This is a genomic window from Paenibacillus sp. FSL R7-0272 (assembly GCF_037969905.1).
Lineage (GTDB): Bacteria > Bacillota > Bacilli > Paenibacillales > Paenibacillaceae > Paenibacillus > Paenibacillus polysaccharolyticus.
Genome location: NZ_CP150221.1, coordinates 3,916,171 through 3,929,981, shown reverse-complemented (window position 1 = coordinate 3,929,981; position 13,811 = coordinate 3,916,171). Strand labels below are relative to the sequence as shown.

Here is a 13,811-nt window from a genome sequence, read left to right as displayed (position 1 = left end):
ACTGGTTGCTCAAAAATTATTGACGAATCTGACCATTGCCTGTAATCCGGTATTTACTTGACGTCAGTGCAGGTAGCCCCATTGGGCCCCGTGCATGCAACTTCTGTGTACTGATTCCAATCTCGGCACCGTATCCGAATTCGAATCCGTCGGTGAAACGAGTGGAAGCATTATGATAGACAGCCGCCGCATCGACTTCTTGCATAAACCGTTCTGCATGCGCGGCATCACGGGTCACAATGCATTCGGAATGCTTCGTTCCATAGTGTGCAATATGCTGCAAAGCTTCATCCAGATTTTCAACAACTCGGATGTTCAAAATATAATCGTTATACTCTGTTGCGTAATCTTCCTCTGTGGCCTGGGCCGCTGTCGGAACAAGGCGACGCACCGTTTCACAACCTTTTAGAACGACACTTGCTTCACGGAAGCGCTCAGCCAGAGTTGGCAGATGCTTTTCTGCATAGTTCGCATGTAGTAGCAAGGTTTCCATAGAGTTACATACCGAAGGGCGCTGTGCTTTGGCATTGATAGCAATATCGGTCGCCATGGCTTCGTCCGCTGATTCATCCACATAGGTATGACAGATGCCAGCACCCGTCTCAATGACCGGTACGGTTGCGTTCGCTACGACAGTGCGAATTAGTGAAGCACCACCACGTGGGATGATAACGTCCAGCAGTCCGTTCAGCTTGAGCATTTCGTCAACGGAAGCACGGTCTGCGTCTTCTACCAACTGAAGTGCATCTGCAGGCATTGCCGTAGTCGCCAGCGCTTGATGTAGCACCTCAACAATTTTTCGATTGGAGGAGAGAGCAGAAGAGCCACCGCGCAGAAGTACAGCATTGCCTGTTTTGAGACAAAGGCCTGCAGCGTCAACCGTCACGTTAGGACGAGCTTCATAAATAATGCCAATCAGGCCAATCGGAACTCTTGATTTTTCGATATGCAGGCCATTCGGACGTGTAAAAGTTTCCAGCACTTCGCCCACAGGATCGGGTAATTCCGCGATCTGACGTAAACCTTCAGCGATGCCTGTGATGCGCTCTTTATTCAGTGCCAGACGATCCAGCATGGATTCAGGAGTGCCTTGTTCTCTGCCGCGATCCAGATCTTCCACATTTGCAGTAATGATGGCATCCGCCGAAGCAATCAAGGCGTCAGCCATAGTGCGCAGTGCGGCGTTCTTCTGTTCCGTACTCAGCCGATTTAATTCGGTGACGACAGCTTTGGCTTTACTTGCTTTTTCTCTAACTTCACTCATCTTAAATTCCTCCTCTAGTTCAGCTATTATTTCAAGGTAATCCATTCATCGCGATGAATCACTTCAAGTCTATGGATACTGTTCAGCTGTTTCATGACCTCGCCGCTTGGCAGTCCCGCGATCTGACGAAGCTGATCATCATCGTAATTGACGATGCCACGTCCGAGTAGCGACTCATCGGGGCCAAGTACTTCGACCACATCGCCCGCATGGAATGTGCCCAGAACTCGCTTTACGCCTACGGGAAGCAGACTGTGCCCACCGTGAACGAGCGCTTCCTCAGCACCATGATCAACAACAACTGTCCCAAGGGGAGTGGACATGAAGCCAAGCCATTGTTTTTTGCGAGAGAGTGAGGCCAGCTTGGTCTCAAAATAAGTTCCTTTTCCGATTCCATCCAAAGCGAGTTGCATGTCCCCAGGTTCTTTCACACTGCCTACAAAAACAGGAACACCTCCGCGTGTGGCGACTTTGGCCGCATCCACCTTGGAGCGCATACCGCCTGTGCCTACAGCTGATCCCGAACCGCCGGCATATGCATATATCTCGGCTGTAATTTCAGGTATACGGTCGTATCGCTTCGCAGTAGGATCTTTACGTGGATCAGCGGTGTACAACCCATTCGTATCTGTGACGATGATCAGATGCTGTGCCTTGACCAGATTGGCAACCAGCGCAGATAACAGATCGTTATCACCGAATTTCAATTCGTCGACAGATACGGTATCATTTTCGTTAAAAATCGGAATGACCCCTTGCTTGAGCAGTTCCTCTACGGTCATACCCGCATTTCCCATGCGTTTACGGCTGTGGAAGTCGGTACGGGTCAGTAATATTTGCGCTGTAGTAACGCGGTGCGCCGCAAAAGCCTGTTGATATGCCTGCATCAGCAAAGCCTGCCCAACCGCCGCAGCCGCTTGTTTCTCATGTAGTTGTTTGGGACGCTGAGGGTACCCGATCTCCCGGAATCCGGCAGCAACGGCACCAGAAGTAACGAGCAGAACTTCGTGGCCTTGAGTAACAAGCGAGGCCATTTCATCTGCGAAAAAGGATATCGCCTGGCGATCCAAGCCGCCTTCTTCGGTGGTTAATGAGCTGCTTCCGATTTTAACGACAATACGTGAAGTCATGATTTCACTTCCTTAAACATAATTAATCAGTGATTGCGAAGCAGTCTGCTTAGGTACAAAAAAAACTCCCGTCCTTTGGTTAAAAAAGGACGAAAGTTCGTTACTTCCGCGGTACCACCTTTATTGATGATCATAATCAGATCATCCGGCTCATGCCCTGTAACAGAAGGCACTGTCCTGTACACAACAGGCCGCTCAGGGGTAGGTTTCGGAGAGAAGCCGCGGTAAATTCTTGCAGCCAGATGGAATTTACTCTCTGTGCGCAACTGATTCTCTCTTACTGGTCCCGTCATCACGTTTCGTTTACTATTTCTTATAACATACCATGGAAAGTTGGCATATGCAAAGAGATTGTAGCCATGTGTTCAGCTTTCACTTATTTGAAAAGATGAAGCTTCCCAATTCGCTCCGCCGCTTCACGCAGTCGTTGCTCATCACTCAGAAGACCTATGCGTACATAACCTTCTCCGTGGGAGCCAAAACCGATACCAGGCGCGACAGCAACCTTTGCTTCTCGTAGCAGAATTTCAGCCAAACCAGAGGAGGTATATCCTTCCGGCACAGGCAACCATCCAAAGAATGAACCTTCCGGCTTGGACGCTTGCCAACCGATCGCGGAAAGCGCCTCGTAAAATGCATCACGACGAGATTCATATCGTGCGACCAGTGAAGTGACACAGTCCTGCGGGCCTGTCAGAGCTTCCGCAGCGGCAGCTTGGATACCGCCAAACAGGCTGACATAGATATGATCCTGTAGCAGATTGATTTTAGAGATGATCTCCGCATTGCCCAGCGCGAATCCGACGCGCCATCCCGCCATATTATATGTTTTGGAGAGGGTGTAGAACTCGATGCCTACCTCTTTGGCTCCTGGAGCTTGCAAGAAACTGACAGGACGACGCCCGTCATATCCAATTGCACCATAAGCAAAATCACTGGCAACGACAATCTGATTCTGAATCGCAAATTCAACAGTGTCCTCGTAAAAGGATAGCGGAGCGGTGGCCGAGGTTGGGTTGTTGGGATAGTTCAGGAACATAAGCTTGGCCTTCTGCCGATCATCAGCGGAGATTGCTTCATAATCGGGTAGAAATGCATTGGATTTCAATAGAGGCATGAAGCTCATACGCGCCTGCGCGAGAGCAACGCCTGACCAATAGTCAGGATACCCTGGATCGGGAACGAGACATACATCCCCGGGATTCAATAAGACTTGAGGTAATTGAACCAGTCCGGTTTTGCCACCAAATAGAATAGCGACCTCGGTCTCGGGATCAAGATCAACGTTGTAATCTTCTTTGTAACGTTTGGCAACGGCCTCCTTCAGGAAGGCATACCCGCGGAACGGAGAATATTTATGATAAAGCGGATTTTCAGCCGATTGCTGTAAAGATTGAACAATATGTGGTGGAGTAGGGGTGTCAGGATTACCTTGCCCCAGATTAATGACATCATGACCGCTCGCAATCTCGCGGTTCACATTGTGAACAAGGGTTGCAAAAAATTGCGTTGGCAACTGTGACATGACATTTGCAGATGGGATTGGAAAGGCTGAAAGAGAAGATCTATGTTCTGAATTCGTCATCGTATATATCACTCCATGATGTTCATTTATGGCAAAACGTTCTCATTAATTTATCACGTCAATCCCGAGCTGTATAGAGGGAGATAGAAGTGAGGAAGAACATTTTTGTACAAAAGGGAAATGCAAAATTCAAGTTTATCCATTGAGATCAGAAAATCCATGAGTTAAGATATTTTACGATAATGATAATCAATATCATTTGAAAAAATTTGAGAGCACATCTAACAGGGGGAAAATAGAGATGCAAAGCAAGTTCCATAACAAGTTCCGAAATACGGCCCTTTTATTGACAGTCACGGCGTTGTCTGTACTTTTATTCGCATGTTCAAACGAGGCATCGACATCTGCACCAGCTTCAGAGAATCCAGGTAATATATCGGTTAATCAGGCAAGTAAAGACACGGAAACCGAAAAACAAACTTCTGCAGATGAGGATAACGTCGGACAGACAAGACAGTTCAAGGATTGGACAGGTCATACCGTGACTGTGCCTGTTACTCCTCAACGTGTAATCTATCATGGCGAAGTTACAGGGGATCTGGTCGCACTGGGCGTTATCCCGGTGGGCATACTTCGGCAGGAAGGCATGGTGTTTGACGAGCAGGTCGCGGATTCGGAAGATGTAGGATTTCCGTTTAGTGTAGAGAGGGCCGTTGGACTGAACCCGGATCTGATTATTTTTTCGAATAGTGATGAGGCACAGTATGATCAGATTTCAAAAGTCGCACCTACAGTAACCTTTGATTCATTCGCAACATTGGAGGAGCGCATGCGAACGTTAGGCGACCTGTTAAACAAAAAAAAGGAGGCAGAGGACTGGATTACAGCGCATCAAACCGCAACAGAGCAAATGTGGAAAAAGCTTCATGATCATGGCCTAAAAGAAGGAGAGACAGCATCGGTGTTTACGATGTATCCGGGGAATCGTCTTTTTGTGATGGCTGGAGCCGGGTTACCTCAGTTGTTATATGGCAAGAATGGGATGGAACCAACACCTGAAATCCAGAAGTTATTGAATGAGGGAATGGGATTTGCGGAGATTTCTACGGAAAAAATGACAGAAATTGCTGGTGATCGGATATTTATCCTCGAACCAGTAACGGAAGATGCCAAGCAGTCCACCAAGGAATTGATGGACAGCGCAGTATGGAAAAACCTGCCCGCCGTTAAAGCTGGCAAGGTGTATCATTTTGATATTGTCAAAGCTTCGGGTGATGCGATGTCCAGAGAATGGTTATTGAAGGAGCTGCCCGAGCAGATGATTCAATGATAAAGTTCAAGGGAATCCGACAATCGAATCACCACCAAATGAAATCTTAAAATTTCAGGAACTCCATTGTAGATTTCAAATAAAATAAAATTCCCAAAAGCGATCAACTTTGGTTGAGCGCTTTTTTGATACGAATTATCTGTAAGGAGCTCATTACAAAATGATCTAGATATAAGAATAGTACTAGACTATAATGACTCCATAGAGTTTTTAATGATAATAATTCTCAGTAATGCTAGGAGATAAATGAACATGAAAACGTTGGATGTGAATCAAGATAAGTTATTTTTTTCGACATTCATGTTTCGGCTGGAGAATCTGGAGCGACGAATTGAACGATCTAATCAAATCATGCTGGAGGTGCAGTGTGATAAACATACATTTTTAATCTGTGAAGAAGGAGAAGGGCACTTGTACATCGGCCAGGAATACTGGCCTTTTACTGCGGGTTGTATCTATCCGATTTCTCCGGGCGAGGCATACCAGCTGGAACACAGGAATTCAAACCATTTGACTTATACGGTTATGGCATATGATGCTTTTCAGGTTTTGTCCGGCCTTCTCAAGTTGTATTCACCGCCTTTATTTAAGCAACGCGCTCAGTTCAACGATGCTACATATGAGTCTGTGAGTAGAGTGTTAGTCGAATTGTTTGCATCCCGAAATTATAAAAATGATGCGGAGTATTGCAATCTAAATGTGGGGTTTCAGCGATGGATGGAACGGATCATAACTCGTTATACCACAAAAGGTACTGATACAAATTCGGAGTCCAGGTTAACCCGGACTATTCAGTATATTGATGAGTGTTACAGAGATGAGATCACGGTCCATAAGCTTGCGAATATGGCTGGTGTTCGTCCTAAACTATACACGACAATGTTCAAGCAACGTACTGGTCAGAAACCGCTTGATTACATCAATCATGTTCGAATTCAGCATGCCAAAGATTGGTTACGCAAGACAGATGAGCCTTTACGTGATATCGCGAGCCGTGTCGGATTCAAAGATGAATATTATTTTAACAGACGTTTTCGCCAGATTACCGGACTATCTCCTCGTCAGTATGACAGATCTATTCAACAACAGACCTTGGTTCAGGATTGGTTAGGACACGATGTACGAATTCCCGCTAATCCAGAGCGAGTGATCTATTATGGAGATACTGCGGGGGATTTGCGAGTATTAGGTATCCATTTAATTGAGGATGAGGAGTATAATGCAGGCACTCCGATCAATGTTGAAAAGACGATTCGTTTGAAGCCGGATCTGATCATTATAGATAGTGAAGATGAGCATCAGTATGAGCAATTAACGCGTATTGCGCCTACGCTGGCTTACAATTCGCATGCGCCTCTTCATGAACGTTTGACGAGAGTAGGGGACTGGTTTGGCAGGCAGAAACAAGCCAAGCGATGGCTAAGTTCGTATGAAGAACGTACATTGCAGATGTGGGAGAAGATTAGCAAAATAATTCATCTGGGAGAAACAGCCTCAGTACTCACATACCACCGGGGAGCTCGCTTGTTTGTGATGGGAAATATCGGACTTGCGCCATTATTATATCACCCATTTGGTTTCAGGCCTGTTCATAAGGTTCAGGAAGCTCTTGCAGCAGGCAGAGCATACAAAGAGATTTCGGCTGATGCGGTTCAAGAATATGCTGGAGATTATCTGTTCCTCATGCTACCTCAGGAGCCAGATGCACGGCAGGCGACAGAGAAACTGATACAGAGTCCAGAGTGGAGAGCTCTTACGGCTGTAAGACAAGGGCGTGTGTATCCTTTGGAGGAATTGGCCTGGAATTCAGGTGATGCACAGATATGTGACCAGTTGCTGGAGAGGTTACCTGAACTGTTAGGTAGTCATCTGAGTTAATACGGTTGCGAATTTTCTAGGGATCAAGCTATGATATCAAGTATTACAGTTCGGAGGAGTGTTGGGTCATGACTGAACAAGGGGAAATGCGGGTTGTTTTGATTCAAGGGGATATTAAACTGGGAGATCCGGAAGCTAACCATCAACATATGCAGAGGTTGCTTGAACGCGCAGTGGAGCAATATCCAGATGCAAAGCTGGCCGTGCTTCCCGAAATGTGGAACACCGGATATGCTTTGCCGCAAATTCATGAGCTTGCTGACCCGGAAGGGAAGACGTCAAGAGAATGGCTTTCTGCTTTTGCGAAAAAACATCAAATCTCCATCGTGGGCGGTTCTATAGCCGAGAAGCGTGACGGACAGATCTACAATACGATGTATGCCTATAGTGAGGAAGGAACAGAAGTATCACGTTATGATAAACTTCATTTGTTTCGTCTGATGGATGAAGAAAAATACTTGGAGCCGGGTGCACGGCCTGAAATGTTTGAACTCGGCAACGGTCTGACGGCGGGGGCATCGATCTGTTATGATATTCGGTTTCCAGAATTAGCTCGAACCCTCGCTCTGAATGGTGCACGTGCATTAATTGTGCCTGCTGAATGGCCTAATCCTCGTCTGCATCACTGGCGCACATTATTGACTGCTCGGGCTATCGAGAACCAGATGTATGTTATTGCGTGTAACCGCGTCGGCAAAGGGGGAGACACTGAATTTTTTGGACACTCCTTGATCATCGACCCTTGGGGAGAGATCGTAGCTGAAGGCGGTGAAGGCGAAGAGATTGTATCTGGAGTCATCCGTCCTGGTTTGGTTGACGAAGTTCGCGGACGTATCCCGGTGTTTGAGGATCGCAGACCAAGCATTTATTTTAGCGGGAAATAGTTTTTCTCTAAAAAAATGGCATATGCTGTTTATCGCTCCAGGAGGCGGGTAATAATAACTATCCCGTCACCAAGGAGGATGATCAATCAATGGACAACCATGTGAAAGATACGCTCAGGAGACTGGAACAAGGCAACAGAAGGGTAGATCACTTAAGAGCATTCTTAGAGAATGGGACAGGAGGCTTGTCACCCCCTGAGAATTCGCAGGAAGAAGGCCGTGCCATGGATCAACAGAACAGGCTGACAAGTGATCGTAATCTGCGAAGGTAAAGGATAGAATCATGCTTGCGCAGAATGACTGAAGGTTACGTATCAAGATGATGTGAGACATGCTAGATAAGCTATGATATATATGCAATTATTTGAGACAAGACAAGTTAAGTGGTATGACAGTGACAGTGAAATGAAGGTTGATGCGTGAATTGCCTTAATTTTATGTATTAACAAGCAACATTGTGCTGTAACAAAACATGCTACATTTTTTGTGGATCAGTTGTTCAGCTGGTCTGTAAACGAAAAAAGCTGTCCCGTAGTCATTAGACTTTGTGGACGGCTTTTTTGGTAAGAGCTTATAATTGTTCTCGTCAACTTGTGATCACACAATGCAAATCATAAATCCACGAACTTGTTACAGCATCGGTTTAATCTGTTTTGGAAAGATCGGCAACGGTTTGTCGAAAAGTCTGTATAAAAGCTTCGGCTGCCTTGGATAGGACGCGCCCTTGACGATAAGCGACGACAAGCGTACGACTTGGCGTTGGATCGACAAGTGGGACATATACAGGCACGAACTCACTGCGGGGTGCACGGGCGATAAAACGGGGAACCAGAGTGATGCCCATGCCTGTTGCCACCAGAGATTGCAATGTTTCAATGTTGGTGCTCTCAAAAACCACCTGAGGGTCAAAACCGGCCTGTTCGCAGAGATCAAACGTCAGCTTGCGGAAGCCCTGTCCTTTTTTTAATACAACAAAGGGTTCATCCCGAAGCTCATCAATCCGCACAGGCTGCAGATGGCCCGGGGTTCCTCGATGAGCCAAAGGGTGGTTCGGCGGTACAGCCAAATCTATACGTTCCTCGCCAATCTTGACATAAGACAAACTGGACTCCTGCAAAGGTAGAGAGAGCAGGCTGAGGTCAGCTTTGCCGCTGGCTGTTAACTTTTCGAGTGTAATCCCGGAATCTTCTAACAAAGTTACTTCGATGTCGGGGTACGCTTGTTGAAAGGCTGGGAGCACATGCGGAAGCAGATGAGAACCGGTAATCGGCATACTGCCTACAACAACCTTTCCTTTGCGAAGCTGCGAGATATCCGACATTTCCTGACGCAACAGCTCCATGGCATCCACAATCTTTTGGGCCTGTTCAACAAAAGTAACTCCCGCGTGTGTCAGCTCAACAGTGCTGGTATTCCGTTGAAAAAGCAATACGCCAAGTTCCTTCTCAAGTTTGGACAGTTGCTGACTGAGTGAAGGCTGGGCAATATGTAATTTTTCTGCGGCTCGTGAGAAGTTCCGTTCAGCAGCAATCTGTAGTGTATATTGAAGTTGTCTGAATTCCATAATGATACGTCATTCCTTTCATCGATGTCGTTATTATAACATTAATGAGCACGGGTTCGTTATTCTTATCAGGGAAGCATGGCCCGAACAAGAATTCAAAAAGAGAAATTAAAGCATTGACAGGGCCGAGACATGCACGTAGTATAAGTTATACATGATAATGATAATTGTTATCAATTAAAACCTCTGTATTCTACAGTGGTTTATTACTGTTTGTCTTATTATAGGTTAAACCTATCACATCTATAGATATTATATCTTGGAACAATGAAGGACGGGGTGATATATTTAGGTCATTCAAGAGCTTCACTTTTAGACAAAGATGCACGAAGCTCTTCCAAGGACCGAACTTATGATGAGGTGAAAATGATGAGTAAAAAAACGATGTTTGAGAAAATTTGGGAAAACCACGTAATTCATCAGGAAGAAGGAAAACCAAGCATTCTGTATATTGACCTGCACCTGGTACACGAAGTAACATCTCCGCAAGCATTTGAAGGACTTCGCCTGAGCGGTCGAAAAGTTCGCCGTCCAGAACTGACATTTGCAACGATGGATCACAACGTGCCAACGAAGGATCGTTTCAACATTACAGATCCGATCTCCAAACAGCAAATTGACACACTGTCTCAGAACTGCCGTGATTTCGGCGTGAAGTTGTACGATCTGGACACGATTGACCAAGGTGTAGTACACGTTATGGGACCTGAGCTGGGCCTGACTCATCCAGGTAAAACGATTGTATGCGGCGACAGCCACACATCTACTCACGGGGCATTTGGTGCACTTGCATTTGGTATCGGAACAAGTGAAGTGGAACACGTTATGGCAACACAATGTTTGCAGCAAGCAAAAGCAAAAACGATGGAAGTTCGTTTTGTCGGCAAACGTAACCCGGGTGTTACGGCGAAAGACATGATCCTTGCGGTCATTGCCAAGTACGGCACAGACTTTGCAACAGGTTATGTTATCGAGTATACAGGGGAATCCATCCGTGAACTGAGCATGGAAGAGCGTATGACTGTATGTAACATGTCCATTGAAGGTGGAGCAAGAGCAGGACTGATCGCTCCGGATGAAACAACGTTTGAATATCTGCGTGGACGCGAGTATGTTCCTACAGGTGTTAAGTTTGATGAAGCTGTTGCAGCATGGAAAGAGCTTGTGACGGATGAAGGTGCTGAGTTTGACCATGTCGTTGAAATTGATGTGGAATCACTGATCCCACAAGTAACCTGGGGTACTAGCCCTGGAATGGGAACCGATATTTCTTCCAAAGTTCCTGTACCAGCAGAACTGCCTACAGAAAATGAGCGTAAAGCGGCTGAAAAAGCGCTTGAATATATGGGACTTACACCTGGAACACCGATTGCAGAGATTCCGATTGATTATGTATTTATCGGTTCTTGTACGAATGGACGGATTGAAGATCTGCGTGCAGCGGCAAAAGTTGCCAAAGGTCACACCGTTTCCAGTAATGTAACTGCTATTGTTGTACCAGGCTCCGGACGTGTTAAAATCCAGGCGGAAGAAGAAGGTTTGGACAAAATTTTCACTGAAGCTGGTTTTGAATGGCGTGACGCAGGCTGCAGTATGTGCCTTGCGATGAATCCGGACGTACTGAAGCCGGGACAACGTTGTGCATCTACTTCCAACCGTAACTTTGAAGGACGTCAAGGACGCGGAGGACGTACGCATCTGGTGTCACCAGCAATGGCGGCAGCGGCAGCGGTTAAAGGACATTTTGTAGACGTACGTGACTGGAATTTCAAAACAGAAGCAGCGATCTAAGCGATAATCGCCAGAAGGGAGAACGGAACATATGGAAGCATTTCAAACACTGCAAGGCATCGTGGCACCGGTAGACCGGGTCAATGTAGATACAGACGCAATTATCCCGAAACAATTTTTGAAGCGGATTGAACGCACCGGATTTGGACAGTTTTTGTTCTACGAATGGCGTTTTGATGAAGAGGGAAACAACAATCCTTCCTTCGAAATGAACAAGCCTCGTTATGAAGGAGCATCAATTCTAATTTCTCGTGCTAATTTTGGTTGCGGGTCTTCCCGTGAGCATGCACCATGGGCAATTATGGATTATGGATTCCGTTGTGTCATTGCACCATCTTTTGCGGATATCTTCTATAACAACTGTTTCAAAAACGGAATTTTGCCGATTAAACTGTCCGAAGAGCAGGTAGAAGACTTGTTCCAGCGTACAGCAAAGCATGAAAATTATGAGATGAATGTGAATCTGGAAAACAAAACGATTACAGACGCACACGGATTGCATATCGATTTTGATCTGGACGAACACCGTCGTCAATTCCTGTTGCAAGGACTGGATGACATCGGTCTGACACTTCAACATGATGATGCGATTACTGCCTATGAAGAGCGCCATGCGGCTAAACTTTTTGGCTAAATAAAGTGATTAAACACCAAGCCTCCATCTGGACAAGGAATGTTCACCTTCCTCTGCTCAAGATGGAGGCTTCTTTGCTTTGTTATTTTCCGACTAAATATGACAACGTTGTAACCGGATCACTAGACATTATCTGATAGACTGGATAGTAGATTATGGAAGGGTACATAGCGTAATACAGGTAGTGAATCAGGCCTCAAATCTACATAACTTAACTAGAATGGTGGATGACGAATGAAGAAATGGTCGGCAGCAGTCATTTTTTTTCTGTTCCTTTGTCTTTTCCCAGTGATGGCTCATGCAGACCGTGCGCCTTCGATCGTGCTTGATGGAGTCACCATTGACCAAAAAGTAGGAGCACCCGCAGAGAATATTGGGAAAACGGTCATGGTTCCGATTCGGATTGTATCCGAAAACCTGGGTTATGACGTGAAATGGGAACAGGCAACGCAAACGGTGCACGTTCAGCGAGGCAAAAGCTCCATCGAGATGACGGCTGGCAAAGATGCAGCTACGATTAATGGAAATGTCGTCAATCTGGATGCACCTCCCTTGATTAAACAGGGTACAACACTAGTACCTTTGCGTTTTGTAGGTGAGGGCATGGGACTACAGGTAGGATGGGACAATGGTACTAAAACGGTTAGCCTGTTTAGTATTCCACCTGTAGTAGATACGGAGCCTGACAGTGATCCGGTGGTGACTCCTGCCCCGGTTGGTTTGACGGAACTGCAAAGCATAAGTTACAGCGGAGACCGTTTAATCGTTGCGACAAATGGAAACATCAGCCCTAAAGTGTCTAGTATTAGCGGGCCTGAGCGGATTATTGTAGATCTGCCGAATACAACCTTTTCACAGACATTTGTACAGGGACAGGCTTCGAATCCGGACGGAAGTGGCCAAATCGATGTTATGGACTCATCTCTTGTTTCTAAAGTCCGATTTGCCATGTTCAGCCAGTCGCCATCGACGGTGCGAGTGGTTTTGGATCTAAATCAAAGTACAACAGCAAACTGGTCACTTGGAGAGAATAACGTGTTGCTCGTTGATCTCTCAGCTGCGAATGGAACATCGGGTAGTCAGCCAGCCTTACCGGAGAATAACGGTAAAACAGTGATTGTTATTGACCCTGGACATGGTGGACGTCAGTCTGGCGCAGTCAGTGTATCAGGTGCTTACGAAAAAGATTTTAATCTAGCGGTAGGACTTAAAGTGAAGGCGCTTCTGGAACAGCATGCCAACATTCAGACCGTGATTACACGTCAGGATGATACAGAACTTTCCTTGCAACAACGTGTGGATATAGCGAAGCTGAACCAGGCGAATCTGTTTGTGTCCATTCATGGAAACAAATTCACAACTCCGGTTCCAAACGGGATAGAAACATTGTACACACGAAAAGAAAGTAAAAGTTTAGCGGAAATCCTTCACAAGCACGTATTACCTGTTACAGGACTTAAAGATCGCGGCGTAAAAGTGGCGAGTCTGCACGTGACTCGGGAAACATCGATGCCGGCTGTACTCCTTGAATTGGGTTTTTTGAGCAATCCAACCGATGAAGCTCTGATGCTTACAGAGTCATATCAGGATCAGTGTGCTCAAGCGATTGTCGACGGAATTTTAGATTATTTGAGTTTGTAGAATGGGATTTTTCGTAAATATGCAGAGTAGGGAAGTCCGTTGTTTCAAGATGCATAATTGATAAATTAGGAAAAAATAAGACATTAAAATGTAAAAAAAGCTTGATCTGACAACGTTTTTTTTCTGTTATGTTGGAATATATTCGCAACTTTTGAGATTGGGAGACGTCT

The 13,811-nt window shown here is 45.9% G+C and carries 11 protein-coding genes and 1 other annotated feature; of the genes, 7 read left to right on the top strand and 4 right to left on the bottom strand.

What is annotated here, in order from left to right:
* Positions 1–16 precede the first annotated feature (16 nt).
* The 3 genes from MKY23_RS17330 to MKY23_RS17320 all read right to left on the bottom strand — a co-directional run bounded on the left by MKY23_RS17330 (position 17) and on the right by MKY23_RS17320 (position 3,979).
* A complete protein-coding gene (locus MKY23_RS17330; protein WP_154957555.1) occupies positions 17–1,264 on the bottom strand; it encodes a glutamate-5-semialdehyde dehydrogenase in 1,248 nt (415 codons plus the stop codon).
* Positions 1,265–1,290: 26 nt separating this feature from the next.
* On the bottom strand, positions 1,291–2,394 hold the full coding sequence (gene proB, locus MKY23_RS17325) for a glutamate 5-kinase (protein ID WP_339831106.1): 1,104 nt from the start codon (positions 2,392–2,394) through the stop codon (positions 1,291–1,293).
* 82 nt (positions 2,395–2,476) lie between these two features.
* Positions 2,477–2,696: a binding site (T-box leader), on the bottom strand.
* Positions 2,697–2,770: 74 nt separating this feature from the next.
* On the bottom strand, positions 2,771–3,979 hold the full coding sequence (locus MKY23_RS17320; RefSeq protein ID WP_154890586.1) for a pyridoxal phosphate-dependent aminotransferase: 1,209 nt from the start codon (positions 3,977–3,979) through the stop codon (positions 2,771–2,773).
* Positions 3,980–4,220: 241 nt separating this feature from the next.
* Between MKY23_RS17320 and MKY23_RS17315 the strand changes: the two genes are divergently transcribed.
* The 4 genes from MKY23_RS17315 (at position 4,221) to MKY23_RS17300 (ending at position 8,283) form a co-directional block, all read left to right on the top strand.
* Positions 4,221–5,249 carry an ABC transporter substrate-binding protein gene (locus MKY23_RS17315; protein ID WP_154983648.1) on the top strand — a complete coding sequence of 343 codons (1,029 nt, stop codon included), beginning with the start codon at positions 4,221–4,223 and terminating at the stop codon, positions 5,247–5,249.
* Between the two features lie 252 nt (positions 5,250–5,501).
* Positions 5,502–7,127: an ABC transporter substrate-binding protein gene (locus tag MKY23_RS17310; protein ID WP_339831101.1), complete on the top strand. Its 1,626-nt coding sequence runs from the start codon at positions 5,502–5,504 to the stop codon at positions 7,125–7,127.
* A gap of 68 nt (positions 7,128–7,195) precedes the next feature.
* Positions 7,196–8,011: a carbon-nitrogen family hydrolase gene (locus MKY23_RS17305; protein ID WP_154890583.1), complete on the top strand. Its 816-nt coding sequence runs from the start codon at positions 7,196–7,198 to the stop codon at positions 8,009–8,011.
* Between the two features lie 89 nt (positions 8,012–8,100).
* Entirely contained in the window at positions 8,101–8,283 is a 183-nt protein-coding gene (locus MKY23_RS17300; RefSeq protein ID WP_090917106.1) for a hypothetical protein, read from the top strand.
* Between the two features lie 371 nt (positions 8,284–8,654).
* Here MKY23_RS17300 and MKY23_RS17295 read toward each other — a convergent pair whose 3' ends face one another.
* Positions 8,655–9,575 carry a LysR family transcriptional regulator gene (locus MKY23_RS17295; protein WP_339831098.1) on the bottom strand — a complete coding sequence of 307 codons (921 nt, stop codon included), beginning with the start codon at positions 9,573–9,575 and terminating at the stop codon, positions 8,655–8,657.
* 369 nt (positions 9,576–9,944) lie between these two features.
* Between MKY23_RS17295 and leuC the strand changes: the two genes are divergently transcribed.
* The 3 genes from leuC (at position 9,945) to MKY23_RS17280 (ending at position 13,641) form a co-directional block, all read left to right on the top strand.
* The gene (leuC, locus tag MKY23_RS17290; protein WP_339839516.1) at positions 9,945–11,366 is read left to right on the top strand and encodes a 3-isopropylmalate dehydratase large subunit; all 1,422 of its coding nucleotides are present in this window, start codon (positions 9,945–9,947) and stop codon (positions 11,364–11,366) included.
* A 31-nt stretch (positions 11,367–11,397) separates the two neighbouring features.
* On the top strand, positions 11,398–12,000 hold the full coding sequence (leuD, locus tag MKY23_RS17285) for a 3-isopropylmalate dehydratase small subunit (protein ID WP_090917100.1): 603 nt from the start codon (positions 11,398–11,400) through the stop codon (positions 11,998–12,000).
* 234 nt (positions 12,001–12,234) lie between these two features.
* A complete protein-coding gene (locus tag MKY23_RS17280; RefSeq protein WP_154890582.1) occupies positions 12,235–13,641 on the top strand; it encodes an N-acetylmuramoyl-L-alanine amidase family protein in 1,407 nt (468 codons plus the stop codon).
* Positions 13,642–13,811 lie beyond the last annotated feature (170 nt).

Coding starts and splice junctions, on each gene's coding strand:
- leuD (WP_090917100.1), top strand. CDS start 11,398: ATGGAAGCATTTCAAACACTGCAAGGCATCGTGGCACCGGTAGACCGG.
- MKY23_RS17310 (WP_339831101.1), top strand. CDS start 5,502: ATGAAAACGTTGGATGTGAATCAAGATAAGTTATTTTTTTCGACATTC.
- MKY23_RS17300 (WP_090917106.1), top strand. CDS start 8,101: ATGGACAACCATGTGAAAGATACGCTCAGGAGACTGGAACAAGGCAAC.
- MKY23_RS17330 (WP_154957555.1), bottom strand. CDS start 1,264: ATGAGTGAAGTTAGAGAAAAAGCAAGTAAAGCCAAAGCTGTCGTCACC.
- proB (WP_339831106.1), bottom strand. CDS start 2,394: ATGACTTCACGTATTGTCGTTAAAATCGGAAGCAGCTCATTAACCACC.
- MKY23_RS17320 (WP_154890586.1), bottom strand. CDS start 3,979: ATGACGAATTCAGAACATAGATCTTCTCTTTCAGCCTTTCCAATCCCA.
- MKY23_RS17280 (WP_154890582.1), top strand. CDS start 12,235: ATGAAGAAATGGTCGGCAGCAGTCATTTTTTTTCTGTTCCTTTGTCTT.
- MKY23_RS17295 (WP_339831098.1), bottom strand. CDS start 9,575: ATGGAATTCAGACAACTTCAATATACACTACAGATTGCTGCTGAACGG.
- MKY23_RS17315 (WP_154983648.1), top strand. CDS start 4,221: ATGCAAAGCAAGTTCCATAACAAGTTCCGAAATACGGCCCTTTTATTG.
- leuC (WP_339839516.1), top strand. CDS start 9,945: ATGAGTAAAAAAACGATGTTTGAGAAAATTTGGGAAAACCACGTAATT.
- MKY23_RS17305 (WP_154890583.1), top strand. CDS start 7,196: ATGACTGAACAAGGGGAAATGCGGGTTGTTTTGATTCAAGGGGATATT.